21 protein-coding genes and 1 pseudogene are annotated in these 26,227 nt (G+C 64.2%); 9 read left to right on the forward strand and 13 right to left on the reverse strand.

The features are described from left to right. The first annotated feature begins 547 nt into the window (after nt 1-547). Nucleotides 548-958 carry a reverse transcriptase N-terminal domain-containing protein gene (locus AB0J29_RS34690; RefSeq protein WP_364795033.1) on the forward strand — a complete coding sequence of 137 codons (411 nt, stop codon included), beginning with the start codon at nt 548-550 and terminating at the stop codon, nt 956-958. Continuing rightward, nucleotides 877-1,947 (forward strand): group II intron maturase-specific domain-containing protein, encoded by a 1,071-nt coding sequence (locus AB0J29_RS34695; RefSeq protein ID WP_364795035.1) that lies wholly within the window; start codon nt 877-879, stop codon nt 1,945-1,947. Before AB0J29_RS34690 ends, AB0J29_RS34695 begins: the two co-directional genes overlap by 82 nt. Before the next feature lie 588 nt (nt 1,948-2,535). Here the strand turns inward: AB0J29_RS34695 and AB0J29_RS34700 are convergent. Continuing rightward, the gene (locus tag AB0J29_RS34700; RefSeq protein ID WP_364795037.1) at nt 2,536-2,949 is read right to left on the reverse strand and encodes a hypothetical protein; all 414 of its coding nucleotides are present in this window, start codon (nt 2,947-2,949) and stop codon (nt 2,536-2,538) included. An 87-nt stretch (nt 2,950-3,036) separates the two neighbouring features. Continuing rightward, the gene (locus AB0J29_RS34705) at nt 3,037-5,157 is read right to left on the reverse strand and encodes an MMPL family transporter (protein ID WP_364795039.1); all 2,121 of its coding nucleotides are present in this window, start codon (nt 5,155-5,157) and stop codon (nt 3,037-3,039) included. A 425-nt stretch (nt 5,158-5,582) separates the two neighbouring features. Between AB0J29_RS34705 and nrdF the strand changes: the two genes are divergently transcribed. Continuing rightward, on the forward strand, nt 5,583-6,545 hold the full coding sequence (gene nrdF / locus AB0J29_RS34710) for a class 1b ribonucleoside-diphosphate reductase subunit beta (RefSeq protein WP_364508639.1): 963 nt from the start codon (nt 5,583-5,585) through the stop codon (nt 6,543-6,545). Nucleotides 6,546-6,609: 64 nt separating this feature from the next. Here the strand turns inward: nrdF and mgtE are convergent, their stop codons facing one another. Next, entirely contained in the window at nt 6,610-7,974 is a 1,365-nt protein-coding gene (gene mgtE / locus AB0J29_RS34715; RefSeq protein ID WP_364795040.1) for a magnesium transporter, read from the reverse strand. A 443-nt stretch (nt 7,975-8,417) separates the two neighbouring features. Between mgtE and AB0J29_RS34720 the strand changes: the two genes are divergently transcribed. Then, nucleotides 8,418-9,410, forward strand: coding sequence for an LLM class F420-dependent oxidoreductase (locus AB0J29_RS34720; protein WP_364795059.1), 993 nt, complete (start codon nt 8,418-8,420; stop codon nt 9,408-9,410). A gap of 203 nt (nt 9,411-9,613) precedes the next feature. On the opposite strand, the gene eccCb is transcribed toward AB0J29_RS34720, so the two are convergent. From eccCb to AB0J29_RS34750, 6 genes and pseudogenes are all read right to left on the reverse strand, one after another. Next, nucleotides 9,614-13,957: a type VII secretion protein EccCb gene (eccCb, locus tag AB0J29_RS34725; protein ID WP_364795041.1), complete on the reverse strand. Its 4,344-nt coding sequence runs from the start codon at nt 13,955-13,957 to the stop codon at nt 9,614-9,616. After that, nucleotides 13,950-14,321, reverse strand: coding sequence for a hypothetical protein (locus AB0J29_RS34730; RefSeq protein ID WP_364795043.1), 372 nt, complete (start codon nt 14,319-14,321; stop codon nt 13,950-13,952). The genes eccCb and AB0J29_RS34730 overlap by 8 nt, the downstream gene beginning before the upstream one ends. Before the next feature lie 119 nt (nt 14,322-14,440). After that, nucleotides 14,441-16,546: pseudogene (gene nrdE, locus AB0J29_RS34735) on the reverse strand (class 1b ribonucleoside-diphosphate reductase subunit alpha); the annotation flags it as partial. Nucleotides 16,547-16,584: 38 nt separating this feature from the next. Then, nucleotides 16,585-17,046, reverse strand: coding sequence for a class Ib ribonucleoside-diphosphate reductase assembly flavoprotein NrdI (gene nrdI / locus AB0J29_RS34740; RefSeq protein ID WP_364508627.1), 462 nt, complete (start codon nt 17,044-17,046; stop codon nt 16,585-16,587). A 48-nt stretch (nt 17,047-17,094) separates the two neighbouring features. Beyond that, nucleotides 17,095-17,328: a redoxin NrdH gene (locus AB0J29_RS34745; RefSeq protein WP_364795045.1), complete on the reverse strand. Its 234-nt coding sequence runs from the start codon at nt 17,326-17,328 to the stop codon at nt 17,095-17,097. 425 nt (nt 17,329-17,753) lie between these two features. After that, nucleotides 17,754-18,320 carry an NAD(P)H-dependent oxidoreductase gene (locus tag AB0J29_RS34750; protein WP_364795046.1) on the reverse strand — a complete coding sequence of 189 codons (567 nt, stop codon included), beginning with the start codon at nt 18,318-18,320 and terminating at the stop codon, nt 17,754-17,756. A gap of 129 nt (nt 18,321-18,449) precedes the next feature. Here AB0J29_RS34750 and AB0J29_RS34755 point away from each other — a divergent pair, with 129 nt between their 5' ends. Both AB0J29_RS34755 and nadE read left to right on the forward strand, forming a co-directional pair. Next, on the forward strand, nt 18,450-19,076 hold the full coding sequence (locus AB0J29_RS34755) for a helix-turn-helix domain-containing protein (protein ID WP_364795061.1): 627 nt from the start codon (nt 18,450-18,452) through the stop codon (nt 19,074-19,076). 6 nt (nt 19,077-19,082) lie between these two features. Further along, nucleotides 19,083-19,991, forward strand: a complete 909-nt coding sequence (gene nadE, locus AB0J29_RS34760) for an ammonia-dependent NAD(+) synthetase (RefSeq protein ID WP_364795047.1) — start codon at nt 19,083-19,085, stop codon at nt 19,989-19,991. A 101-nt stretch (nt 19,992-20,092) separates the two neighbouring features. Here nadE and AB0J29_RS34765 read toward each other — a convergent pair whose 3' ends face one another. Both AB0J29_RS34765 and moaA read right to left on the reverse strand, forming a co-directional pair. After that, nucleotides 20,093-20,335: a MoaD/ThiS family protein gene (locus AB0J29_RS34765; RefSeq protein WP_364795048.1), complete on the reverse strand. Its 243-nt coding sequence runs from the start codon at nt 20,333-20,335 to the stop codon at nt 20,093-20,095. Next, the gene (moaA, locus tag AB0J29_RS34770) at nt 20,328-21,371 is read right to left on the reverse strand and encodes a GTP 3',8-cyclase MoaA (protein WP_364795062.1); all 1,044 of its coding nucleotides are present in this window, start codon (nt 21,369-21,371) and stop codon (nt 20,328-20,330) included. The genes AB0J29_RS34765 and moaA overlap by 8 nt, the downstream gene beginning before the upstream one ends. Nucleotides 21,372-21,526: 155 nt before the next feature. Between moaA and glp the strand changes: the two genes are divergently transcribed. The 3 genes from glp to AB0J29_RS34785 are packed head-to-tail and all read left to right on the forward strand — an operon-like array spanning nt 21,527 to nt 24,256. Beyond that, a complete protein-coding gene (gene glp / locus AB0J29_RS34775; protein ID WP_364795050.1) occupies nt 21,527-22,795 on the forward strand; it encodes a gephyrin-like molybdotransferase Glp in 1,269 nt (422 codons plus the stop codon). Then, complete coding sequence (gene moaCB / locus AB0J29_RS34780) at nt 22,792-23,832, forward strand: bifunctional molybdenum cofactor biosynthesis protein MoaC/MoaB (RefSeq protein ID WP_364795051.1); 1,041 nt, start codon at nt 22,792-22,794, stop codon at nt 23,830-23,832. Before glp ends, moaCB begins: the two co-directional genes overlap by 4 nt. Beyond that, nucleotides 23,819-24,256 (forward strand): molybdenum cofactor biosynthesis protein MoaE, encoded by a 438-nt coding sequence (locus tag AB0J29_RS34785; RefSeq protein ID WP_364795053.1) that lies wholly within the window; start codon nt 23,819-23,821, stop codon nt 24,254-24,256. Before moaCB ends, AB0J29_RS34785 begins: the two co-directional genes overlap by 14 nt. A gap of 367 nt (nt 24,257-24,623) precedes the next feature. Here the strand turns inward: AB0J29_RS34785 and AB0J29_RS34790 are convergent, their stop codons facing one another. Further along, complete coding sequence (locus tag AB0J29_RS34790; RefSeq protein ID WP_364795055.1) at nt 24,624-24,815, reverse strand: hypothetical protein; 192 nt, start codon at nt 24,813-24,815, stop codon at nt 24,624-24,626. Nucleotides 24,816-25,013: 198 nt separating this feature from the next. Then, complete coding sequence (locus AB0J29_RS34795; RefSeq protein ID WP_364795057.1) at nt 25,014-26,054, reverse strand: CobW family GTP-binding protein; 1,041 nt, start codon at nt 26,052-26,054, stop codon at nt 25,014-25,016. Nucleotides 26,055-26,227 lie beyond the last annotated feature (173 nt).

Genomic DNA, 26,227 nt, shown 5'->3' on the forward strand with positions numbered 1-26,227 from the left:
ACCAGGAGTTCCGCTGTTCCATTCCACGACACATCAAGCACCACAACAAGACTCACTTGACGACCGGCCCATCCGCGCTAACTGCGCGGCATTGGGGTTAGGGGCAGACCGGACGGGTGAATTGCGTGAACCTCCGTTGATGTCTCGTAAAGCGGACCTTGTCGATGGACAGCAGTTGGCAGGGGGCAGAGTTCGGCCGTTGCAAGGCGGCAGGCGCTGGTCGAGGACGGCACTCGGCCGGGTGAGCACCGTCGTCCCCGGGATATAGGAGGCACCCTCCCCGGTCGTAACTCGCGCGTGTGGAACGTGGTAACCCCGACGGGGTCCCGCGCCCGGCAACAGGGTGCGGGTAGGTCGACCGTGAGGAAAGCTGAACTCCCCGAGCGGGATTGGGATGGCCCGACAAGCCAATGCCGGTGGCCGAAAGGCAGCGGGAAACCGCGACCAGACGTGGCTGGCTCCTCCGCCAGCCGGTCGCGGATAACCGGCCGGATACCGGACCGAGTGTCCGAACCCGAAAGGGTGCTGACGCGGGCCAGGTGAGCCTGTGAAGGAAACGATGACGACGACACCAGAGCCTGCGGACACGTTGGACACCGAGATGGTGAACCGACCGCAGGACGGCGAATTCGACTGGGCCGCGCCAGATTGGCGGGCAATCGAGCATGACGTACGGCGTCTGCGGCAACGGATCTTCACGGCAACGCAGGCAGGCGACCGTAAGCGGGTCCGCAACCTGCAGAAGCTGATGCTCCGCTCCCGCGCCAACACGCTGGTAAGCGTGCGGCGGGTGACGGAGGTCAACGCCGGCCGCAAGACCCCGGGCATCGACGGGCAGGTCATCACGACCGGCCCCGAGAAGGCGGAGCTGACACGGTGGATCCACCACGAAGCGAAACCGTGGACCGCCCGGCCGGCCCCAAAGCCGCCGCGGCGCACCGGAACTCCCCGGTATTGATCAGATACGCCGACGATCTGATCGCCCTCTGCCACTCCAGGCAACAGGCCGAACACATCAAAGCGCAGCTGGCCGCATGGCTGGCGCCGAGGGGACTGACCTTCAACGAGGCCAAGACCAGCATCGTCCACCTCGACGAGGGTTTCGATTTCCTCGGATTCAACATCCGCCGTTATCGCGGCACGCTGCTGATCAAGCCGAGCAAGGCAGCGCTGAGACGGATCCGGGAACGGCTGCGCGCCGAAATGTGGTCCCTGCGGGGAACCAATGCGGCCGCGGTGATTTCACGGCTCAACCCCATCATCCGGGGTTGGGCCGCCTACTACCGGAGCGTGGTGTCCAGCGAGGAATTCAACGACCTGGATCACCACCTGTGGCAGCTGACCTACAAGTGGGCTCGCCGCACACACCCGAACAAGCCGACGCGGTGGATCGTGCGCCGCTACTTCGGTGCGTTCAACACCTCCCGGCGAGATCGGTGGGTGTTCGGCGACCGCGACAGCGGCGCCTACCTACTGAAGTTCGCCCGGACCAGGATCGTCCGGCACCAGATGGTCACCGGCACAGCATGTTATGCTCCAATAGTCATGACAATCGATCATGACGACTCAACCGACCCGACGCACGCCGAACTTTCCGATTTTGTGACGCGCTGGGCTCAGCTGTTCAACGACGGCGATCTGGCCGCGCTGGACCAGCTCTACGAACCCGGCGCAATCTCCGTGCCGACTGCGGGACAACCAATGCAGGGGCTCGCCCGCTCCGCGGCCACCGCCCACCTTCGCAGTTACGGGCTGCCGCTCCAGGTCGATCTCCGACACTGCTACGTCGTCGGCGATATCGCCCTGCTCATCCTCGACTGGTCCATGACCGGAACGACCGCGCAAGGCTACCCTCTAGACCTGCACGGATCGGCAACCGACATCGTCCGCCGCAACGAGCAAAACCGATGGCGATACGTCATCGACAATCCCTTCGGCACCGCCTAACTGCAACTGCACTCGCCTGGCTCGTCGCTTCGCCTGGTGGCGAGCGCTCACAGTGCACGGCTGTGCAGGGGTCTCTCGGTGATCTCCGGATACGCCGTGGACAGCCCGACCAGCGCCGACTCGACGAGGGTCGAACTCCGGGCTCTGGCACATATTCCGTGATCGTCGGCCGCAGCCCGAGATGCACTACTGGACAAGTGATCACGTGGAACTGACGGTGGCATCTCTCGGCCGATGCCGCCACCAGTTCCACCTGATCGGCCGACCAACAGCGCAGAACGTGCCAGATCCGAACTCCGGGCGGAGTTGACCGGTGATAGCAGTGCTTCATGGGAAACCTTGGGGCACTGCACTATTCAGGGTTCGGGGTGACCGCCGAGGCGGCCATTATCTGCGTCGTCGTTCTCGACGGTTGGTCCTCGGCTGGGCCTGTCCTCCTGGCCGAGATCGCCGCCCTGCCGTCACCACCCAAGTTCTCGAGGCTCAGGTACTCGGGCGGCCGGGGCGGATCGCCGCCGTGCACCATGTAAGCAAAACAACTCGGCCCCCGACCCGTACTCGACGGGGCGGGGGCCGATAATGCGAAAGCTATTGCGCGGCTCCGCTTTCGGCGCTGATCTGCCGCGCCAGCGCCCAGATGATGAGCACGTCGAGCGCGATCATTACCAACGACCAGAACGGGTACATCGGCGCGACCAGGAAGTTGTCCACGAGGCTGATCGAGGCCATCACGATACCCGCCAGATAACCCCAGGTCTGTCCGGTAATAATGCCGATGCCCGCGATAATGATCAGCACCGCGATCACCACGTGGACCCAGCCCCAAGACGAGACGTTCACCTGGAAGACCTGATCCTCGGTCAACACGAAAAAGTCGCGCTTGGCGATGGCCGCTACGGCGGAGAGCAGATGCAGGATGCCGGTGATCAGAAGCAGTACGCCCGCGAAGATTGTCATGTCATTGAGCGCGGGTCCGGTCTTGGTCGGGCCGGGACTGGTCATAACACACCCTCCTTGGCGAAACGCGTGGTAAACGACGGCCACAACGTAACCCTCGACACGCCAGAAATGCGGCAGCGTGGCGGCGGGTCACTTGCTGAGGGTGACCTCCGGCTCGGGTTCGGTCGCCGGACGCGGCCGGGCCAGCGCACTCGGCCACCAGATCCGGTCGCCGATATCCAGCGTCAGGGCGGTGACCAGGATCGAACGCACGATCACGGTATCCAGCAGCACGCCGACCGCGATGACAATGCCCAATTCGGCGAAGGCCACGAACGGCATGGTCGCGAATACCGCGAAGGTGCCCGCCAGGACAAGCCCGGCCGAGGTGATCACGCCGCCCGTCGCGGCCAGACCGATGAGCGCGCCGGCCTTGGTGCGATGTTTGATCGCTTCCTCGTGCACCCGCGACATCAGGAAGATGTTGTAGTCGATGCCGAGTGCGACCAGGAAGACGAAGGTCAGCAGCGGCAGTCCGGCGTCGGCCCCCTGGAAACCAGCCAGATCGAAGATCCAACGGCTCAGTCCGAGCGCGGCGAAATAGGACAGCACCACCGTCGCCGTGAGCAGCAGCGGCGCGGCCACCGCGCGCAGCAGCACCATCAGGATCACCATCACAATGGCGAGCACCACCGGCGCGATGACCCGATTGTCATGTGCCACAGCGCGTTTGATGTCCAGCACGACGGCCGTCTGCCCGCCGACCCTGGCCGACGGATCCACCACGTGCACTGCCGCGCGCACTCGGTCGATGGTGGCCTCGGCGGCCCGACTGTCCGGCGGATCCGTCAGCATGCCCTCCATATAGGCCAGATCACCCTTGACGATCGGTCGCGACGGCGCCGTAATGCCGGATGTCGATCCCACGGCCGTGGCGACCGCATCGATGCGAGCGGATGCGGCGACGACCATGACCGGCTGACCGATGCCCGCATCGAAATGCCTTTCCAGCACCTCGGTTCCGGTGACCGCGGCCGATGAGCCGACGAAGGCGTCCTTGTTCGCGATGCCCTCGGCCTTCAGTCCGCCGGCACCGAGCGCGAGTGCGCCGAGCGCCAGCACGGTGCCGATCCAGACTGTGCGCGGTCGCCGGGCGATGGCGAAGCCGATGCGCGCCCACATGCCGGATTCGGTCTCGCTGACGGTGCCGAAATTCGGATGCCGCGGCCAGAAGATCCACCGTCCGACGGTCACCAGCAACGCGGGCAGCAGCGTCAACATCGCTAGCAGCGCCACCGCGATGCCGATGGCGCAGACCGGCCCGGTGCCCTTGGTGGAGTTCATTTCCGCCACCAGCAGCGCCAACATCGAAACGATCACCGTGGACCCGCTGGCCAGCACCGCCGGTCCGGCACGATGCAACGCGACCGCCATCGCCTCGTGTTTATCGGCATGGCGGCGCAGTTCCTCGCGATAGCGCGCAACCAGCAGCAGCGCGTAGTCGGTGCCCGCACCGAAGACCAGGACGGTGAGAACGGCCTGGCTCTGCGCGTTGACGGTCAGACCCACCTTGGTCGCCCCGAATACCGCGGCCTGCGATATCACCAGCGCGAAAGCGACGGCGACCAGCGGCAACGCCCACAGCATCGGGCCATATGTGATCAGCAGAATGACGATGACGACCGCGGCGGCCGAGTAGAGCAGCAGACCGTCGATTTTCTTGAACACCTTGCCGAATTCGGCCGCGTACCCGGCCGGTCCGGTGGCATAGAACGACAATCCGTCGGGCCGGTCCCCGGCCGCGTCATTGATCGCATCGACCACATTCGTCAGGCGGTTCCAGCCCTCGGATCCCGTCGAGATCGGCACCAGAATCTCGAGCGCCTGACCGTCGCCGGACTGGATCGGGCCGAACACCTTATCGGACGCCACATGTTCGACCTGCCGGAACCGATTGGCGTCGGCGCCGACCGCGAGTCGATCGGCGGCGGTGATCCCGTCGCGGCGCTCGTACACCAGCACCACCGGAACCTGATCGCTATTGCCGAATTTCTCGGCCAGCTTGAATGCCTGGGTGGATTCGGCGCTGTCCGGCAGCCAGGTGACATTGTCGTTCTGCTGTGCGCCGGTGAGCTTTCCGGCGAAGGTGCCCAGTGCCAGCAGGGCGATGATCCAGACGCCGAGCACGACCCATTTGCTCCGGCGACCACTCGGCACACGCGAAAGTCGGCCGAGCAGATCGGACATATCCGGATCGGTCGGTGCGGACATCGGGCCCTCTCGGTCGCTGCCACAGTCCGACCGATGCTACTGCCGGGCTCCGACATCCGCGAGTGAAAATGTGACGCTGCCCCCACTTCGGTGCCGCCGACCGGGCCCGGCGCACCATCCGTTGTCGCCCGGCAATCGCAGCAATCTCGGCACCGACACCGGAACCACGGACCGGACCCGCGACCGACCGGTCCGCAAACTGCGGGCGACCGCGATGACAGCGTCGGCATCGATGCGCGGATTTCGCGATGCGTGCCGCACAATGGGTGCCGCATGCGGTGGTCACCGGCGCACCTGCGCCATCACGAAAGACACCGCTGCGACACAAGGTGTTGTGCTGCATGGACTTGTCACCCCCAAGGAGTAGTGTCCAGGGTGTAGCAATTCCGCGGCGGCAGTGTGCTCGGGAAGGGTGTGGAAGCAGGATGAAACTGATCGATCGGGTGTCGGCCATCAATTGGAATCGGGTGCCCGACGAGAAGGATGCCGAGGTTTGGGATCGCCTGACCGGCAACTTCTGGCTGCCCGAGAAGGTGCCGGTGTCCAACGATATCCCGTCGTGGAACACCCTCACCGCCGACGAGAAGCAATTGACCATGCGGGTCTTCACCGGCCTGACACTGCTGGACACGATCCAGGGCACGGTCGGCGCGGTGAGCCTGATCCCGGACGCCGTGACGCCGCACGAGGAGGCGGTGCTCACCAATATCGCGTTCATGGAGTCGGTACACGCCAAGAGCTACAGCTCGATCTTCTCCACTCTGTGCTCCACCCGCGAGATCGACGATGCGTTCCGCTGGTCGGAGGAGAACCGAAACCTGCAGCGCAAGGCCGAGATCGTGCTGGAGTACTACCGCGGCGACGATCCGCTCAAGCGCAAGGTGGCCTCCACCCTGCTGGAGAGCTTCCTGTTCTACTCCGGCTTCTACCTGCCGATGTACTGGTCCTCGCGGGCCAAGCTCACCAATACCGCCGACCTGATCCGCCTGATCATCCGTGACGAGGCGGTGCACGGCTACTACATCGGCTACAAGTACCAGAAGGGTCTGGAACTGCTCGGTCAGGCCGAACGCGACGACCTCAAGAACTACACCTTCGAGCTGCTGTTCGAGCTCTACGACAACGAGGTCGAATACACCCAGGACCTCTACGACGAGGTCGGTCTCACCGAGGATGTCAAGAAGTTCCTGCGCTACAACGCCAACAAGGCGCTGATGAACCTCGGCTACGAGGGCCTATTCCCCAAGGACGAAACCGACGTCAATCCGGCCATCCTCTCGGCACTGTCCCCCAATGCCGACGAGAACCACGACTTCTTCTCCGGCTCCGGCTCCAGCTACGTCATCGGCAAGGCCGTCAACACCGAAGACGAAGACTGGGAGTTCTGAAACCTCCACACCCACAAGTAAATCCGGCTCGGTCCGCGACCGAGCCGGATTTCTGGTCTTCGCCTCAGATGCCGAGAACCAGTTTGGCGGTGGTGAAGTAGATGATGAGGCCGGTGGCGTCGACCAGGGTGGTGACCATCGGGGCCGAGACAACCGCCGGATCGATGCGGAATCGCCTGGCGAGCAATGGCATGGTGCCGCCGATGGTTGCGGCCCAGCCGCAGATGATGATCAGGGTGACGCCGACGACCAAGGCGGTCCCAGGGTCGACGAACAGCGCGCCGATGGCGACGCCCGCGGTGGCCAGCATGGTGCCGAGGACCAGGCCGACGCGGCATTCGCGCCAGATCACCGTGAACAGGTCGGAGCCGCGCACCTCACCGACGGCAAGTGCACGCACACAGGCGGTCGCCGCCTGGGCACCCGCGTTCCCGCCCGCGCCGATGAGCAGCGGAATGAACAACGCCAGGTGCGTCGCCTGCTGCAGGGTGCCCTCGAAGAAATCGGTGACGCTGACCGTCAGCGTGGCCGCGAACAGCAACAGCAGCAACCACAGCGCGCGGTAGCGGGCCAGCTGGAATACCTTGGCGGCCATGTAGTGGCCCTCCCACGGCGCGGAACCCGCCTGCTTGGCGACGTCCTCGCTGTCGGCGGCCTCGATGACCTCGACGGCGTCATCGATGGTGAGCAGGCCGACCAGCCGGTCCTCGCTGTCGACCACCGGCAGGTTGATGACATTGGTTTCGCGCATCAACCGCGCCGCCTTCTCGGCGGAGTCGGTCGCGCGCACGAATGTCGGTTCGGTGACGACCAGATCCGACACCATGGCGTCGGGCCGGCTCAAGACCAGCTCACGCAATTCGACAATGCCGGTCAGGCGGCGACCGGCGTCGACGACGGGCAGCGTGTACACCGTTTCGGCATTGATGCCCTTGATCCGCACCGTCTGCAATGCGTCCGGCACGCTCAGATTGCGCGGCAGCGCAACGACTTCCGGCGTCATGTAGACCCCGACCGAACCCTCCGGATAGCCGAGCAACGCGGCGGTCATCCGGCGTTCGCGCGCGCTCAGTCCGGCCAGCACCTTCTTGGCGACCTTGGCCGGCGCCTCGCGCAGCATCCTGGCGCGGTCGTCGGGATCCATCGCCTCGACCAGATCGCGGAAGCTCTGATCGCGCAGACCCTCCAGAATCTGCTGCTGGTCAACCGGTTCGAGCTCTTCGAAGACCGTGAGCGCGAGATCCTTATCGAGCAGACGGAAGGCAACGCCCGCCTGGACGGCGTCCATGCGTGCGAGTTCGTCCGCTATGACATGCGGTTGCTGGTTGTCGAGCCAGTCGAGCGCGGCGTCGACACGATGGGTATCCACGATGTCCCGCAGGGATGCGGACAGCGTGGGACGTGCTTCGATGAGATCGGTCTGCGACATGAGAGGTCCTCGGCACACGGCGAGTAAGCGAGTGAATCAAACGAAGTCACACCGCGGGCACCAACCCCGGGACCGACGACAGGACGGTTTACGAAGGGGCGGCGCCGCGCGGCCTTCGACTGGGAGGTTCGCTACGCATCGAAACCTCACCTCCTCAACGCCGCCACAGGACCGTCACACTGCGGATTTCTCGAATGCACCGCCCGGATCGGGTAAAGCGCACCTACCGATCGAAGGATACATGCGGTGACGCCGGTGTTCACACTCGAGTCAGCTGAAGATCGACGATATCTCGCTCGACTATGAGCCGATCCACATCCCGGACCGCACCCACCCCGCCAGCGATTTCCCCATCGGCAGGTGATTCGACGCAGGCCGAGCCGAACCCTGCGCCGATCACGGGAGGCCGATAGGTTCGGTAGAAACACATGAAGGAGAGATCTGTGCGCTTCGGCATCTTCATTCCACAGGGGTGGCGGCTGGATTTGGTCGATATCGACCCGGCGGCGCAGTGGGGGGTGATGCGCGATCTCGCCCAGCGGGCCGATGCCGGAGATACCTGGGAGTCGCTATGGGTGTACGACCACTTCCACACCGTGCCGGTCCCGACCGAGGAGGCGACGCATGAGGCGTGGACGCTGATGTCGGCGTTCGCGGCCACCACATCGCGAATTCGGTTGGGACAGATGTGTACCGCGATCAGTTACCGCAATCCGGCGTATCTGGCCAAGGTCGCCGCGACCACCGATCTGATCTCCGGCGGCCGGGTCGAGATGGGCATCGGCGGCGGCTGGTACGAACACGAGTGGCGCGCTTACGGTTACGGATTCCCGTCGGCAGGTGAACGGCTCGGGCGCCTCGACGAGGGCGTGCAGGTCTTCCGACAGGCCTGGACCGCGGGCAAGGCTACGCTGGACGGTAAGTACTACCAGGTCAACGATGCGATCGTGCGGCCGCTCCCCTTGCAGGAGGGCGGTATTCCGATCTGGGTCGCGGGCGGCGGCGAGAAGAAGACGCTGCGAATCGCGGCAAAGTACGCCCAGTACACCAACTTCAGCGGCGCACCCGAGGAATTCACCCATAAGTCCGAAATCCTGCGCGCGCACTGTGCCGATGTCGGCACCGATTTCGATGCCATCGTGCGCTCCTCGGACTTCGATGCCGTCATCGGATCCACCGAAGCCGAAGTCGAGCAACGCCTTTCGGCCCTACAGGCCCGCTTGACCACCGTAATCAGCGAAGACCAGGCCACATCCTTCATCGACGGCGTGCTCCGCACCTCCCCGGCCGTGGGCACCCCGGAACAGATCACCGAGCGACTGTCCGCGGTCGGCGACCTCGGCCTCGCCTACGCCATCTTCAACTTCCCCGAATCCGCTTACGACACCAGCGGAATCGACCTATTCGAGCGCGAAATAGCCCCCGCCCTGCGCTGACACCATCCGCTGAAGCGGCGGTCACCCAACAGCGTCCGCCGCTTTCAGCGCCATACGGCTGGCACAATGTTCGTCGAATACGACTCGCCTCTGCCAATTGATCGATCAAACACTGGTTCGCAGGCGTCTGCACCTTCGTAGTAACTCCCCGCCAGTTCTTCGGCTGAGCCGCTTCTTGAAAAATAGGCAAGGTGCGAGCGCACTCAGTCTTCGAGCGGAATGTGACAGATCTGCACCAACTCCGGTGCGCGGTAACGGGTCACGAATACACCTCGGCCCGGTGGCAATGGCGATGCTCGCACATCAGCGATCAGCGCGCCCTCCTCGCGTGACCCGCTCATTACCAATCCTTCGGTACCGATATCGCGCAACCTGCTGATCACCGGATCGTAGATAGCACGTCCGGCGCCACCGGTGCGCCTGGCCAGGATCAGATGGAACCCGAGTTCTCTTGCGGACGGGAGATGCTCGACCAGCGGAAGCAGCGGATTGCCCGTACTGGTGGACACAAGGTCGTAGTCGTCGACAATGACGAAAATCTCGGGTCCACTCCACCAATCGCGCTCACGCAGTTGCTGCGCCGTGACGTCCGGTCCAGGATCGCGGTGAGAAAGGTACTCGGCAAGCTCGGCAATCATATGTGACGCAGTCTGCGAGCTGGTGCAGTAGCCCTGGAGGTACCCCTTCTCGACCGCACCGAGCATCGTCCGTCGAAAATCGATCAGCACAATCGTGGCTTGCTGTGGCGTGACGTTCTCGGCCAACCCCGCCACGATATTCCGGAGCAGCGTCGTCTTACCCGATTCGGCATCGGCGAAAGCCACAAAGTGCGGCTGGCTATGAAAATCCAGTACCAACGGCTCGAGATCGGATTCCCGTACGCCCACAACGACGCGATTCCAACTCGGTTCGATTCCCAATGCCTCGGCGGCTTCGAGAACTTCGGTGCGCGTGATGTGGCCCGGAAGCATGCGAATCTCCGGCGCATGGCGATCGGGATATTCCTGATTCAGCTGCCGCACCGCGGCTTGGACACCAGCAGGTAATGTGTCGACATCGCTATTCGAGTCGAGCCGCGGCAGCGCCATCATGATGTGCAGGACCCCATTCGGCCCGAGAATCAGTCCACGGCCCGGCCGTCCGGGCACGAGGGCCGCGGCCTGCCTGCTGAGCTCGGAATCATTCGGATCGTCGATCCGCAGTTCCACTCGCAGTCCGGATCGCTCCCGGATCGCGGGCCGAAGATGCTGCCATCCGGTTACCGAGATAATCACATGGATACCGAACTGGCTGCCCTGTACGGCAAGGATATACAGGTCGCTGTCCAGCGATTCGAACTGCCGCAACAATTCTCGCCAGCCGTCGACGACGAGGAATACCTGGCCGAACCGATCCGCCCGCCTGGGATCCGCATCACGGCGTATGTCGGAAGGGGCAACGGCCGCCGACAGCCGGCCAGGGGCTTCCGGCGCCGACGCGTTCTTCTCCATTTCGAACTGCACGGAACGCTGACGCAGCAATGCCGTCAACTCGGCCACGGTGCGCCGCACTCGATCCGGATCCGACCTGTCCGCGACAGAGCCCACATGCGGCATGCCGGCGAAGTCCGCCAACAATCCACCACCGAAGTCGAGTACGTAGAACTGAACCGCATCCGGTGGACACGTCGCCGCGATCGACATAACCATGGTCGCCAATGCCGTGGACTTGCCGGACTTTCGGCCGCCCACCACTGTGATATTCCCTTGACCACCCGTAATCGGCGTCATCGTCAGCACATCTTGACGCTGGTAGTAAGGATCGTCGATGACGCCGATCGGTGCCTGCGACCACTCCGGTGAGCTCAGCGGGGATATCAGCATGTCGATCGTCCTCGGCACGGTCAACGGCGGCAACCACATCGGACGCGCTGGTAGTGCAGCACCCGCCTGCAGTTGCGCCACCAATGCCTCGAGCAGGGTCCGCTGAACCGACGCACCGGCATCGTTTCCAGATGCGCTCCGCTCGGGTCGCGAGACGTAAGCCGATCGGAAGCGAACCAACTCGGTGTGCTCATATCTCAGATAGCCGTGCCCCGCTGTGCTCGGCAGGTGATACGCATCCGGCACGCCGAGTACCGCACGCGAATCATTGGCTGAAAACGTCTTCAAGGCGATCCGATAGGCCAGGTACGCCTCGAGCCCACCGATCCGGTTTCCGTCCAATCGTTGCGTCGCCAGCAACAGATGCAATCCCAAGGATCGACCGAGCCGTCCGATCATGGCCAACGCGTCCGCGAATGCCGGTCGCTGGGAAAGGAGTTCGATGAACTCATCCACGATAATGAGCAATGCAGGCAGGGGATCGAGTTGAACGCCCGCGGCACGCGCCGACTCGTAATCGGCGATATTCGCGAAGTTTCCCGTCGACCGCAGCAACTCCATTCGCCGGTTCGCCTCCCCCGCGATCGACTGGGCAAGTCGATCGACCAGCGGAAGATCGGCCTCCAGATCGGGGACGATCGCCGAAACATGTGGCAGCCCGGCAAATCCGTCGAATGCGACGCCACCCTTGCCAGAGACCAGCAGGAAGTTGAGCGCATCGGGCGGGTGGTTCAGTGCCAGACCCGCGACAATATTCCGTAGGAACGTCGACTTGCCCGATCCCGTGGCACCGACCACCAGGCCGTGTGGACCCATACCCGCCTCTGCGGCTTGCTTCAGATCCAGCTCAACGATTTCACCCGTAGGCGTTACACCGATCGCAACTCGCAGCCGCTCGGGCCCCTTCCTCCGCCGCCATGCGACATCGAGATCGACCCGGTCGTTCGCGTCCAGCCCGAACAGTTCGGCGAAATCGACCTCTCCTTCGAATGGCGAACGCCGCACCTGCGGACCTCGCGCGGCGGGCGATGTTCCGACTACTCGGCTCACCAATTCGCCCGCGCCATCGGTCATCTCCACAATGCCCACCGAATCCGGTTGCAACTCACGCAGATCCGGCATGGCGACGCGAAAAGGCCTCTGCCCGTACAGCGCCCACCCCGGTCCCTCCGGCAGACGTGCCGCACGCTCCGGATTGAGCCTCGATTCCGCCGGTCGATGCAACCGAAGTTCGATATGCGCGGGCAGCAGATCGGCCAACCAGGCCGGTATTTCGGTCCAGTCGCGAGCCGTCGCGACCACATGCACACCGTACTCCGGGCCCGCGCTCGCCACTTGTCTGATCCTGCTGTCGAGTTCGGCGATGTGCTCCCGGAAGTCACCCCACCGGTCGATCAGCAGGAAGACATCGGCGACCGGTCCGTCGGTCAGCAAGGGCCGGGCGGACCGCAAGCTGGCGGGCGAGTCGATATTGTTGTCGCGGTAGAGTTTCTTGCGCGTGCGGATCTCGGTGGTGATCTTCTCCAGTAGCATCAGCACCTGCTCGGGTTCATCATCGCTTGCCACATCGGCGAAATGCGGCAGCGCGCTCATCGAACCCAAGCGGTTACTGGACTCGAGCACGTAGATCTGCACTTCGTCCGGAGTATGGGTGAGTGCGAGTGATCCGGCGAGCGTGCGCAGCAGTGTGCTCTTCCCGGCCCCGGCGCGGCCGATGACGAGCAGGTTCCCATCAGCCCCCGCCAGATCCAGCCAGACGGTCTCCCCCTCGGCCCCCTCCGCCCGCCGCTCCTGACCGATCGGCACCTTCAGTCTTCCAGTCCCCCACCAGTTCTCGGCGCGAAGACCCGTCACTGGATCGTTTTCGAGGCGACCGAGCAGTTCACCGAGTTGGACTCGATCGCCCGCCTCGAGGATGCTGGAATACTTCCGTCGGACCCGGGCGATGTATACCTCGTCCTTGAACACGCCGTAATGATTCGGAGTCTGCCTGCTCGTGCGGCTGCGCACATCGGCGCTGACATAGGTCCACAGATCGTGCGCGCCGATAAGTCCGCTGCCGCTATCGGCCAGGCCCGTGCCGATGCCCTTCACCAGCGCCGAGGTGAAGACCGACAGCGGCGCGGATTGATCCGCACTCGCCCGTCCGTCCTCGGCGGTCTCGATCGCGCTGGACGCGGTCAGCACGCAAATACCGTCTCCCGCGGAGAGTTCACGGCCGATATCGTCGATATTCGGCGCGGACTTGACCACATCCGGGCCGAGGAACGCGCCGCTGTAACAGCAGTCGAGCAGAATGATCTTCGCCGTCGCGGCCGATTCCCTGATCAACTCCCGGATGAAGGTCGAGGACACCGCCGTACTGCTGATCAGCTGTGGGTCGGTGTTGCTGGTTGCCAGATATAGGTTCTGCCTGGTGCGCAGGCCGTGGCCGGAGAAGTAGAAGAGGATGACATCCTCCGGCTCGGCCCCACGGAACAACCGCTCGATGCTGCGTTCGATCTCGGCCTTGGACTCGTTGATCAATAGCTCGGTCGGCCGGAAACCACCGATCTCTGGATCGCGCAGCAACTCTCGTAACTGATCAGCATCGGTGACCGGCGCGTAGAGCCGAGGCAGGCCCGCGAAGTGGTAGGTGTCGTTGGCGACGAACAGCGCCAACCGGCGCCCGGTCGGACTACTCATCGTCGAGCAGATCGCGCAGCTGATCGACAATCTTGTCGACCTGACCGTCGCTCGGCCGGGCGATGGTGACCTCCCGATCGCCATTTCGCACCGTGACAGAACGAGCCCTGGTGCGGTCGAGGAATCTGATCACGATGTCCCGTATCGCCCACGCCACGGTGCCGATCGCACCGCCGGAGGCCACCAGTTGGCCGACCTGCTCCAGCGCCCCGGATTTCATCCCATCGCCCGCGGCCGCCGTCGCACGTCGCACCACGAGACCTTTGATCTCGCGCAGATCGGTCTGTAGCTCATCGGTCAGTTCGTCGAGCCACTCGGCATCTCGTCGACCGCCGGAATTGATCACGAGCACAACATCGGCCATGGTCGGTCGCCCCTCCTGTCGACTCACCCGCACGGTGGTCCGATAACTCTAGCCAGATATCCGATTGAAAAGCCGAAAGGGGCGGTCTCGCAACAGAGACCGCCCCTTTCGGACCGCGACTACAGCATGCAGGAGACGCAACCCTCGACTTCGGTTCCCTCCAAGGCCATTTGGCGCAGGCGGATGTAGTAGAGGGTTTTGATGCCCTTGCGCCAAGCGTAGATCTGGGCGCGGTTGAGATCGCGGGTGGTTGCGGTGTCCTTGAAGAAGAGGGTCAGCGACAGGCCCTGGTCCACGTGCTGGGTGGCCGCGGCGTAGGTGTCGATGATCTTCTCGTAGCCGATTTCGTAGGCGTCCTCGTAGAACTCGAGGTTGTCATTGGTGAGGTAGGGGGCCGGGTAGTAGACGCGGCCGATCTTGCCTTCTTTGCGGATCTCGATCTTCGACGCCACCGGGTGGATCGAACTGGTGGAGTGGTTGATGTAGGAGATCGAGCCGGTCGGCGGGACGGCCTGCAGGTTCTGGTTGTAGATGCCGTGCGCCATGACCGAGGTCTTCAGCTCACGCCAATCATCCTGGGTCGGAATGTGCACGCCCGCATCGGCGAACAGCTGCGCGACCCTTTCCGTCTTCGGCTCCCAGACCTGATCGGTGTACTTGTCGAAGTACTCACCGGAGGCGTACTTGGACTCGGGGAAGCCACCGAAGTACGTGCCGCGCTCCTTCGCGATCAGGTTCGAGGCCCGAATCGCGTGGTACACCACGGTATAGAAGTAGATGTTGGTGAAGTCGATACCCTCTTCGGACCCGTAGTGCACGCGCTCCCGAGCGAGATACCCGTGCAGATTCATCTGTCCGAGGCCGATCGCGTGGGATTCGTTGTTGCCCTGTTCGATCGAGGGCACCGAGTAGATATGCGTCTGATCCGATACCGCGGTCAGCGCCCGGATCGCCACCTCGATGGTCCGCGCGAAGTCGGGTGAATCCATCGTCTTGGCGATGTTCAACGAGCCGAGGTTGCACGAAATGTCCTTGCCCACCTTGGCATAGGTCAGATCGTCGTTGAACAGCGATGGCGTCGACACCTGCAGGATCTCCGAGCACAGATTCGAATGGGTGATCTTGCCCGCGATCGGATTGGCCCGGTTCACCGTGTCCTCGAACATGATGTACGGGTAGCCGGATTCGAACTGCAGCTCGGCAATGGTCTGGAAGAACTCGCGCGCCTTGATCTTCGACTTGCGGATGCGCTTGTCGTCGACCATCTCGTAGTACTTCTCGGTGACATCGATATCGGCGAACGGCACGCCGTAGATGCGCTCCACGTCGTACGGCGAGAAGAGGTACATATCCTCGTTCTTCTTCGCCAGTTCGAAGGTGATGTCCGGGATCACCACACCCAACGACAGTGTCTTGATCCGGATCTTCTCGTCCGCGTTCTCCCGCTTGGTATCCAGGAACCGGTAGATGTCCGGGTGGTGCGCATGCAGATACACCGCGCCCGCACCCTGCCGGGCACCGAGCTGGTTGGCGTACGAGAACGAATCCTCGAGCAGCTTCATGATCGGGATGACACCCGAGCTCTGGTTCTCGATCTTCTTGATCGGCGCACCATGCTCACGAATATTGCTGAGCAGCAGAGCAACTCCGCCGCCGCGCTTGGACAGCTGCAGCGCCGAGTTGATCGAGCGCCCGATGGACTCCATGTTGTCCTCGATGCGCAGCAAGAAGCATGAGACCGGCTCGCCACGCTGCTTCTTACCCGAGTTCAGGAAGGTCGGGGTGGCGGGTTGGAAGCGCCCGTCGATGATCTCGTCGACCAGCTTGCCCGCGAGCGCCTCGTCACCCGCCGCCAGGGTCAGCGCCACCATGCAGACCCGGTCCTCGAATCGCTCCAGGTAGCGCTTACCGTCGAAGGTCTTGAGCGTGTAGGAGGTGTAGTACTTGAACGCGCCGAGGAAGGTGGGGAACCGAAACTTCTTGGCGTAGGCCTGCTGGAACAGCGTCTTGATGAACGCGCGGTTGTACTGCTCGAGAACCTCTGCCTCGTAATAGTTCTCTTCGACCAGATAGTCCAGCTTCTCGTCGAGATTGTGGAAGAAGACGGTGTTCTGGTTGACATGCTGCAGGAAGTACTGGTTGGCGGCCTCGCGGTCCTTGTCGAACTGGATCTTGCCGTCAGCGCCGTACAGGTTCAGCATCGCATTGAGGGCGTGGTAGTCCATGACCTCGCCCGTCTCGGCGGTACGGACCGGGGTCTGCTCTAAGCGAGCCGTTTTGCCGGTCGGCGCTGTCGTTGCTGTTGCCAAAACAATCCCAATCCCTCTCGGACGCGCTCGACGTCCTCAGCGGTTCCCATGAGTTCGAAGCGATATAGGTAGGGCACCCCGCACTTACGCGAGATCACCTCGCCCGCATAGCAATACGTATCGCCGAAGTTCGTGTTTCCCGCCGCCACGACACCGCGCAGCAGCGCGCGATTGTGCGGATCGTTGAGGAACTTGGCGACTTGCCGCGGCACGAAATCCTTATCGGATCTATTTCCCCCCAGTACGTGCCGACCACCCCCGTAGGTGGGGACGATCAGCACGTATGGTTCGTCTACGCGCAGCGAGTCAGCGGTGTGCAATGGTATGCGAGTCGCCGGGAGTCCCAGCTTCTCGACGAAGCGGTGCGTATTCTCCGAGGCGCTGGAGAAGTAGACCAGTGCTGTCCCTGTTGACATGGCTACCCCCTCCCCTTTCCATCGGATACACCGGAAAGCTGGATGCGATCAGGCCGCCACGGTCGCGAGCGACTTGATGCGGTCGGGCCGGAAGCCGGACCAGTGGTCCTCACCGGCGACGACGACCGGCGCCTGCAGGTAACCCAGCGCCATGACGTAATCACGCGCGTCGTCGTCCTCGGAGATGTCGATGACTTCGTAGTCCACCCCAGCCTTGTCGAGCGCCTTGTAGGTGGCATTGCACTGGACACAAGCGGGCTTGGTGTACACGGTGATGGTCAATGATGTCCCTCTCTCCTATGCCTGATCCATAGCCTGTGATCCGTATGCTGATCGTCGAGCGACCCGCAAGCAGTCGCTACCGGCGCTTGATCCGACGTACGCTGCGCAAACTTCTGGATCGGTTCCTGAAACCGCTGCTCAGCCGCTTGCCGCGGAAGCTGATCTCATTCCGTCTTCCAGTACCGAAGACACTACACCTAGTGGCCGACAGATTCATACAACACGACATGTTGCGAGTCACAGGGATGAAATTCCCGAGGCGTAAGTCCCTGGACGCTCGATTCGCAACCCGACACAACAGTGGCGCAGATCACAATTTCCTACCGTAGCGGCCTTCCAGCAAACTTCTTTCGGCGAACGAAAAGGGCCGCCCCCGGAACTCCACGAATGGAGCCGGGGGCGGCCCTGCTGGCGGGACTCGACGCTTAGGCGGACACCAGTTCGCCGGTTGCCTGCACCAGTTCGTGCACGGTCGCGCCGAGCTGCGTCAGCGCCTCGGCATCCTCGCGCGGATGCGACTCCGCGAACCGCTCGCCGAATCCGGCGAAGTGCAGGTGAGCGTTCTCGACAACCCGGGCGCCAGCGACGCCGAGCGCCTTGACCACATCGCCGTGCGCCCACTTGGCCGCATTCTGACTGATCGAACCGCTGACCACCGCAACCGGCCGATCCTTGAGCGCGCCGCTACCGTACGGGCGCGAAGCCCAGTCGATGGCGTTCTTCAGTACGGCGGGGATGCTGCCGTTGTATTCGGGTGTCACCAGGAGCAGGCCGCCGGATGCGGCGACCGCGTCCCGCAGCGCCTGCGCGGCGGCGGGTACGGAGCCGGGCACGTCGAGATCCTCGTTATAGAAGGGGATATCGGCGAGGCCCTCGAAGATGGTGATCTCGACACCCTCCGGTGCGGACTGCGCCGCGGCCTCGGCGAGCCTGCGGTTGATCGATGCGGCACGAAGGCTGCCAACAAGAGTAAGGATGCGGGTCTGACTCATGACGACTCCTGGTGTACTGGATGTGGTGTCCGAACTTCTGACTACACCAACCGGACCGCGGTCCGATTCCATTCCCGGAGAAACGGCAAAAGGCCTGTGAGCTACAGCACATCCATGTCAGACGGAACGATGCCCGAGCTGCCGCTGGTCGGCGTCGGCGCGCCCCTGCCCGGAAATCACGAACGCGCCGACGCCGCGCGCAACCGTCAGCTACTCCTGGACGCGGCGCAGGATATCGTGCGCGAACACGGTGTCGACAGCCTGACGATGGACGCACTCGCCAAGCGGGCCGGGGTCGGCAAGGGCACCGTCTTCCGCCGATTCGGCAGCAGGTCGGGGCTGTTGCGCGCGCTCTTGGACCATGCCGAACGAAAGTTCCAGGAAGAGTTCATGTTCGGGCCACCGCCGCTGGGGCCGGGCGCGACGGCGGTAGAACGACTGGTCGCCTTCGGCCGGGCTCGGCTACTCGATATCGAGGTCGCGGGCGAACTGCATCGCGCCGCGGAAGTCGGCGAGGCGAGCGACCGCTTTACCGGACCGCCCTACGGCCTGCTCCGTGCGCACGTGACGATGCTGCTGCGCCAGGCGCGGGTCGACGGCGACGTCGTACTGATCGCCGATGGTCTGCTCGGCCTGCTCGGCGCCGCATTGGTAATGCATCAGATGCATGAACTCGGCTATGACCGCTGTCGGATCGGCGATAACTGGGAGGCATTCGTTCGGCGGGTGGTCATCCAAGCCCGGCCAGTAGAGTGATGCGTCATGGGGAACCTGCGTGAACAGATCATCGCCGAGTTGGGCGTCCAATCGAATATCGAACCGAAGGTCGAAGTGCGGCGGCGGGTCGATTTTCTCAAGGACTATCTGAGCGCAAGTCCGGCACGGGGTTTCGTACTCGGCATCAGCGGTGGTCAGGACAGCGCGTTGGCCGGACGACTCTGCCAGCTCGCCGTCCAGGAACTGCGTGCCGACGGTGCGGATGCCGCCTTCATCGCGGTGCGCCTGCCCTACGGTGTGCAGGCCGATGAGGCCGATGCCAGGATCGCGCTGCGGTTCATCCAGCCCGACCGCTCGGTGGTGGTGAATATTCGCCCCAGCGCCAATGCCGTTGCCGCCGAGGTGGCCTCGGCGCTGAGTTCCCCCACCCCGTCGGCTCCGCCGACTGCCATCCAACAGCGCTCACCCACCCCGTCGGCTCCGCCGACTGCCATCCCCCAACGCGTCGACAAGCTACGCGACTTCGTCCGCGGCAATATCAAGGCCCGCGAACGCATGGTGACCCAGTACGCCATCGCCGGTCAGGAAAATTTGCTCGTCGTCGGCACCGATCACGCGGCCGAGGCGGTCACCGGTTTCTTCACCAAATTCGGGGACGGCGGCGTCGACATCACCCCGCTGAGCGGCCTCACCAAGCGCCAAGGCGCGGCATTGCTGCAGGAACTCGGCGCACCGTCGAGTATCTGGTCCAAGGTGCCGACCGCCGATCTCGAGGACGACCGCCCGGCGCTGCCCGATGAGGAGGCGCTCGGCCTGCGCTACAGCGAGATCGATGACTATCTGGAGGGCAATGACGTCACGGCCGAGGTCGCCCAGAAGCTCGAGACGATATTCCTGAACACCCGCCACAAGCGCACCGTCCCCGTCACGCCGTTCGACACCTGGTGGCGCTGACCATTTCGGCTCTCTCGACGCGACCTCTGATCCGGTCCGGCGAATTGCATCGGCGCAGATGCTGACCCGCCGGACCAGCACCCCTGACGCCGTGCACGGCGTCAGCCGCCCGCGAAGGGTGGGAGGACGTCGACGCGCGGCGTGAGCGCGACCGACGGGTCGCGGGTGAGTTCATCGCCGACGAGGTAGGCGCAGACGGCGAGCATCTTGTCGAGGTCGGGACCGTATGACTCGGCGAGGGTGGTGCGCAGGTCGGCGACGGTGGCATGGGCCGGGAAGTCCAGAATTTCCCGGTCCTTGCCGACGGCGTCGGCAATCGCGGCGAAGTAGCGGATCTCAACCACCGATAGCTCCCATCGTGCGTTCCGGCGGGACGAAATCCTCGGCATCAATCCCGTGTCCCGCCCATTTGTTCCACATGGCGCCGCGCCAGATGGTGGCGATCTCATCGTCGTCGGCACCTGTGCGCAGAGCCCGGCGCACATCGAATTCCTGATCGCTGAACAGGCACGACCGCAGCATGCCGTCGGCGGTGAGCCGGGTCCGGTCGCAGGCATCGCAGAACTTGCGGGTCACCGTCGCGATGATGCCGACCATGGCCGGGCCGCCGTCGATGAGCCATTTCTCCGCCGGGGCCGCGGGATCCGACCGGCCGACCTCGGTGAGTGTGAACCTGGTACCGAGCACGGCGAGCAACTCGGCCGCGGTCACCATGTTGGCGCGGGCCCATTCGTGATCGGCGTCCAGCGGCATCTCCTCGATGAACCGCAGTTCACAGCCCTCGTCCAGACACCAGCGCAGCAGATCCGGCGCACCGGCGAGGGTGTCGCGCATCAGTACGGCATTGATCTTGATCGGCGCCAGCCCGGCGTCCCTGGCCGCGCGGATGCCCGCGAAGACCGAGTCGAGCCGGTCACGGCGGGTCAGGCGGGCGAAGCCGAGCCGATCCACCGTATCCAGCGAGATGTTCACCCGGCTCAGGCCGGCGGCCGCGAGACCGCGGGCCCGATGGGCGAGTCCGACAGCATTGGTCGTCATGGACAGCGGAACCTCGGGGACCAGCTCGTGGCAGCCCGCGATGATCCGCTCCAGCTCGCGGCGCAGCAGTGGCTCACCGCCGGTGAACCTGACCTCGCGCACCCCCAATTCCCGCACCGCGAGTGCGACGAGCCGCACAATCTCCTCTACCGTCAGCAGTTCGTCCTGCGGGATCGCGGGCAGGCCCTCCGCGGGCATGCAGTAGGTACATCGCAGCGAACACTTTTCGGTGATCGATATGCGCAGGTCGCGTGCGGTGCGCCCGAATCGATCAACCAGGTACGGCGTGTCGGGCCGTCCATCGAGCGAGGGCGGCCTGGACCGCACAGCGGGAATCCCCATCTCGACCAGCGTCACAAGTCCATTATGACCGGTCCGCGCGCTGTGCCCATGGTCGGACCGCACCATCCTGAGTTCACAAACTCCGAGTTCAGCGGGTGAGCGTTCGTGCGATACGACAAGCGAACCCGCTACCGTTCGGCGATTAGGCTGACCGTATGACCTCGCGTGCCGACACCTCCGGTGGCCACCGACCCAGCCCGCCGGCCACCGCCCGGTCCGTCGACGCTCACCGGGAAACCATCGAGGCGCTGCTGCGCCCGCTGGCCGCTCGCGCGATCGAATCCGTCGCGGTGCCCGCCGCGCTGGGCCGACAGCTGGCCGACGATATCCACGCGCCGGTCGACCTGCCGGTGTTCCGCAACTCCGCGATGGACGGATATGCGGTGCGCGCCGAATCGGTGGTGGTCACTCCGGTGACGTTGCCACTCGTCGGTGTGGTCGCGGCGGGCGCGGCCGGACAGACGCCATTGCCGCGTGGCGCCGCGATGAAGGTGATGACCGGTGCGCCGATTCCGCCCGGCGCCGATTGTGTGGTGCCGGTAGAAGATGTACACAGCGATGACGCGACGGTGACCATCGAGCGGGGACGCACCGCGGGTGAGTTCGTCCGCGAACCGGGTACCGATGTGCGCTCCGGCGATCTACTGACCCGCGCGGGCACCATGCTGGCGCCCCGCCACATTGCCGCAATTGCAGCGGTCGGTCTGCCGAATGTGCCGGTATTCCAACCGATTCGGGCGGCGGTCATCACCACCGGTGACGAATTGGTTGCCGCCGGAACAGCATTGCGTCCCGGCCAGATCTACAACTCCAACGGTATCGCCCTCGCCGCCGCCCTCAGCGCCAACGGTGTCGACGTGGTGTCGGTGGAGCACAGTACCGACGATCCGGCGAAGTTCCGCGCACTGCTTTCCGCCGCAACGAAATCCGCCGATATCGTCTTTACCTCCGGCGGGGTATCCAAGGGCGACTTCGAGGTGGTCAAGGACGTATTACAACCGCTGGGCGGCGAATTCGGCTCGGTCGCGGTGCAACCCGGTGGGCCGCAAGGACTTACCCTTGTCGATGGAGTTCCGGTGCTGAGTTTTCCTGGAAATCCGGTCAGCACCATGGTGTCCTTCGAGATATTCGCGCGGCCCATGCTGCGCCGTATCGCGGGCCTGCCCGAAGTGGAGAGCTACGAGGTGGCACTGCGCAATGCGGTGCGCTCGCCGAAGGGACGGCGCCAATTTCTGCGCGGACAGTTGGTGCGCGATGACTCCGCGGCGCCCGGATTGCATCGCAGGCCGACCGCCGTCGAGGTCATCTCCGGACCCGGTTCGCATCTCATCGCGGGCATGGCCTGGGCGGATGTATTGGTCGATGTGCCCGCAGAGGTCACCTCGCTGGCGGTCGGCGCAGCTGTGCGAGTGTGGTCACTATGAGTGAGTTGTCCCATGTCGACCGGGAAGGTCGCGCCCGCATGGTCGATGTGAGCGCGAAGTCCGACACCACTCGGATCGCGGTCGCGGCCGGTGAGCTGCGGACCACCGCGGAGGTGGTCGCGCTGGTCCGGGCCGACGATATGCCGAAGGCCGATGTGCTCTCGACCGCGCGGATCGCCGGAATCGCGGGTGCGAAGAAGACCTCGGAACTCATTCCGCTATGCCATCAGCTGGCCCTGTCCTCGGTAAAGGTCGAATTCGGGTTCACCGAGGACACCATCACGATCGAGGCGAGCGCGAAAACCAAGGGCCCCACCGGCGTCGAGATGGAGGCACTGACCGCGGTCGCGGTCGCCGGACTCACCCTGCACGATATGGTCAAGGCGGTCGACCCGGCCGCGACGCTCAACGGCGTGCGGCTGCTTACCAAAGAGGGTGGCAAGCACGGACATTGGGAGCGGCCTGCGGAGCAGGAACCCGTGGACATTCCCACGCTCGCCGACGAACCGGAGCCCGCCACGGAAGATAATGTGCCGGAGCCGATCTCGGATGCCGATGAGCGCACTGCCGTCGTGCTGGTCGCCTCCACCGGCGCAGCGGTCGGCACCCGCGCGGACACGACCGGTCCGGTACTCGCGGATTGGCTTGGCGGACTTGGCTTCTCGGTGCGCGGCCCACTGATCTACGCCGACGCCGAGATCGATATCGGCTTGGCCGATGCCCTGCGGTTCGAACCGTCGCTGGTGATCAGTACCGGCGGCACCGGCGCGTCGCCCACCGATGCAACACCCGAGGCGACGCTGGCGGTACTGGATCGTGAATTGCCCGGCGTCGCCGAAGCGATTCGGCAGCGCGGCACCGCGAAATTCCCGTTGGCAGCGCTCAGTCGCGGTGTGGCGGGACTGGCGGGCCGATCGGTGGTGGTGAATCTGCCCGGCTCCCCCGGTGGGGTCAAAGACGGTATGGCGGTGCTCGAGCCGCTGCTGGATCATCTGCTCGCGCAAGTAGCCGGAGGCGGCAACCATGACAACAAGTGAATTCGCGGCCGTACGCCTGGCCGGTATCAGCGAGCAACCGCTGGATCCGGCGGTGGTCGAGGCGGCGGTGACCGGGCCGGAGCACGGCGCCGTCGTGGTCTTCACCGGCAAAGTGCGCAATCACGATGGCGGACAAGCGGTTTCCGCCCTGGAATATTCGGCGCATCCGGAAGCCGAGCGGTTTCTGCGAAATTGCTGCACCGAACTGGCCGAGCAATCCGGACTCCCGGTCGCGGCCGTGCACCGGATCGGGCAGCTGACCGTCGGTGATCTGGCGATCGTCGTCGCGGTCGCCGCACCGCACCGCAGCGCAGCCTTCAGCACCTGTGCGGAATTGGTGGATCGGATCAAACACGAAGTTCCGATCTGGAAGCGCCAGCTCTTCGCCGACGGGTTGTCGGAATGGGTGAACGCCTGCGGGTAAAGGCCCACTGCCGGTGAATAGCCACGTCGTGAACTCCTGCGGTTATTGCCCGCAACACGCTGTGACGCGAAATTGCTGACGATTCAATAGGCGCGGGATAGCGTTCTCCCGCACAAGATCCGCCGATCCGCGCTCAGAGGGGCGCGGTTGGAATTAGCGGGGCGCGCAATGCTCGCCTTGCGCAGGCGAGTGCGGATGGCGCCGAGCTGAGCCCAACGCGCCGAGCCGAACTGCTCGGATATCCGGATGTGGGCTCGATGCGGCGGGCGGCCCGCCGTCGGTCCATGACCCAGCTCATGGACCGATCGGACCTACCGGCCTGATCCGCCGTATCCCCACGCACCGCACCCCGTCCCGCCGGGTCCGGTCAGACCCTCAGGAAGGTCGCCACGATCCGCCAGAAGGTCGCATCCTCGATGGCGCGAAAATCCCAGCTGTCGGCTATGTCTCGGGATGCGGCGACGATGGCGGGCACATCGAAATCGTCACGGGTCGCGGTGCCCTTGGCCTCCAGCGCGGCGACCACGTACGCGGTGGCAGTCTCCCAGGTCTCTGACACGGAACTCTCCAATCGGTCGTAGAGAAAAATACGGTCGATCACGGTTCTTGGGCCGAACCGACACCGCACGCGCCGGGTTCGCTCCGTTGCGCACATGCCGCGCACGGCGGGCCATCTGTCATTTCTATGTCCGCGCGCTCGCCGTGCCAAGTACCGAACCCGCCGGTTTCGAGCAGAACGCGCCAACGTTTCGAGGCGTCAGTGTCGGGTGTAGCGCCAGATGCCGAGCATAGCTTGCTCATCCAGCGGTTCGGCGGAAGTGTGCACCGTATCGTGCAGTCGCGCCAGTGCAGCGTCGGCGGGCAACCCCGCGCCGATCAGCACCAATTGGGTCGTGCGAGATTCGCCGCGCGACCAGGAGTCCGGTTCGAAGACAATGTGGCGACCGACCATATGCAGCACGAACTTCCGGCGTTCGGCCGCAACCCCGAAGGCGGCGAATCCCTTGGCGCGGAACAGGCCGGGCGGCGGATCCTCGAGGAATTCGACCAAGCGGCGCGGATCCAATTCTCTGTCGCTGGTGAAGGACACGCTGGTGTAGTAGTCGTGCAGATGACGATGCTCGGCATGGTCGTCGTGGTCATGGTCGTGGTCGTGCAGCAGTTCGTCGAAGCTCAATTGTTCGGCGACGCGCGGGATTTCCCGCAGCGGCTCGTCGAAAAGCAGGCCGAGGTCGATGCGGCCACGGGTGGTCGCGTACACCGGCACCTGCCCGATCAGGTCGGTGATCTCCTGCCGCAATCCGGCCAACCGCTCCGACACCACCCGATCGGCCTTGTTGAGCACCACCAGATCCGCCAGCCGCAGATGAGTGGCGAGTTCGGGATGACGCTCGCGACTATCCGGGAACTGCTCGGCGTCGACCACCTCGACCAAACCGCCGTAGCGGATGCGCGGATTCTCGCTGCCCACCACCATTCGAATCAGATTGCGTGGTTCGGCCAGCCCACTGGCCTCGACCACGATCACATCGATCTTGGCGCGCGGCTGTGCGAGCCTGCTGAACAGGTCATCGAGTTCGCCGACATCCACCGCACAGCAGACGCACCCATTGCCGAGAGAGACCATCGCATCGACCTGTCCGGCCACCAGCATGGAATCGATATTGATGGCCCCGAAGTCGTTGACCACCACCCCGATCCGCGTGCCCCGATTGTTGCGCAGCAGATGATTGAGCAGCGTCGTTTTCCCGGATCCCAGAAACCCGGCAACGATCAGAACAGGAATCCGCGGGGCCACCGGCTGAGTCTATTGGCTGTGTCTAATTTGCCGCGCCTGCGGCGCGGCGGGTTCGCGGCCCCCTTCGGTCTCGCGTCCGAGCCGTCGAGACTCGCGCCTGCGGCGCATGCGCTTCGACGACTCGGGCTTGCACGAACAGCTCCATCTGACCGCGTCGACCTGGATTGCCGAAC

Origin of the sequence: Nocardia sp. NPDC049707, from assembly GCF_040674855.1 — a bacterium.
Classification (GTDB): domain Bacteria; phylum Actinomycetota; class Actinomycetes; order Mycobacteriales; family Mycobacteriaceae; genus Nocardia.

Coding starts and splice junctions, on each gene's coding strand:
- AB0J29_RS34700 (WP_364795037.1), bottom strand. CDS start 2,949: ATGACCAGTCCCGGCCCGACCAAGACCGGACCCGCGCTCAATGACATG.
- AB0J29_RS34705 (WP_364795039.1), bottom strand. CDS start 5,157: ATGTCCGCACCGACCGATCCGGATATGTCCGATCTGCTCGGCCGACTT.
- nrdF (WP_364508639.1), top strand. CDS start 5,583: ATGAAACTGATCGATCGGGTGTCGGCCATCAATTGGAATCGGGTGCCC.
- mgtE (WP_364795040.1), bottom strand. CDS start 7,974: ATGTCGCAGACCGATCTCATCGAAGCACGTCCCACGCTGTCCGCATCC.
- eccCb (WP_364795041.1), bottom strand. CDS start 13,957: ATGAGTAGTCCGACCGGGCGCCGGTTGGCGCTGTTCGTCGCCAACGAC.
- AB0J29_RS34730 (WP_364795043.1), bottom strand. CDS start 14,321: ATGGCCGATGTTGTGCTCGTGATCAATTCCGGCGGTCGACGAGATGCC.
- nrdI (WP_364508627.1), bottom strand. CDS start 17,046: ATGTCAACAGGGACAGCACTGGTCTACTTCTCCAGCGCCTCGGAGAAT.
- AB0J29_RS34750 (WP_364795046.1), bottom strand. CDS start 18,320: ATGAGTCAGACCCGCATCCTTACTCTTGTTGGCAGCCTTCGTGCCGCA.
- AB0J29_RS34755 (WP_364795061.1), top strand. CDS start 18,450: ATGCCCGAGCTGCCGCTGGTCGGCGTCGGCGCGCCCCTGCCCGGAAAT.
- nadE (WP_364795047.1), top strand. CDS start 19,083: ATGGGGAACCTGCGTGAACAGATCATCGCCGAGTTGGGCGTCCAATCG.
- moaA (WP_364795062.1), bottom strand. CDS start 21,371: ATGGGGATTCCCGCTGTGCGGTCCAGGCCGCCCTCGCTCGATGGACGG.
- glp (WP_364795050.1), top strand. CDS start 21,527: ATGACCTCGCGTGCCGACACCTCCGGTGGCCACCGACCCAGCCCGCCG.
- moaCB (WP_364795051.1), top strand. CDS start 22,792: ATGAGTGAGTTGTCCCATGTCGACCGGGAAGGTCGCGCCCGCATGGTC.
- AB0J29_RS34785 (WP_364795053.1), top strand. CDS start 23,819: ATGACAACAAGTGAATTCGCGGCCGTACGCCTGGCCGGTATCAGCGAG.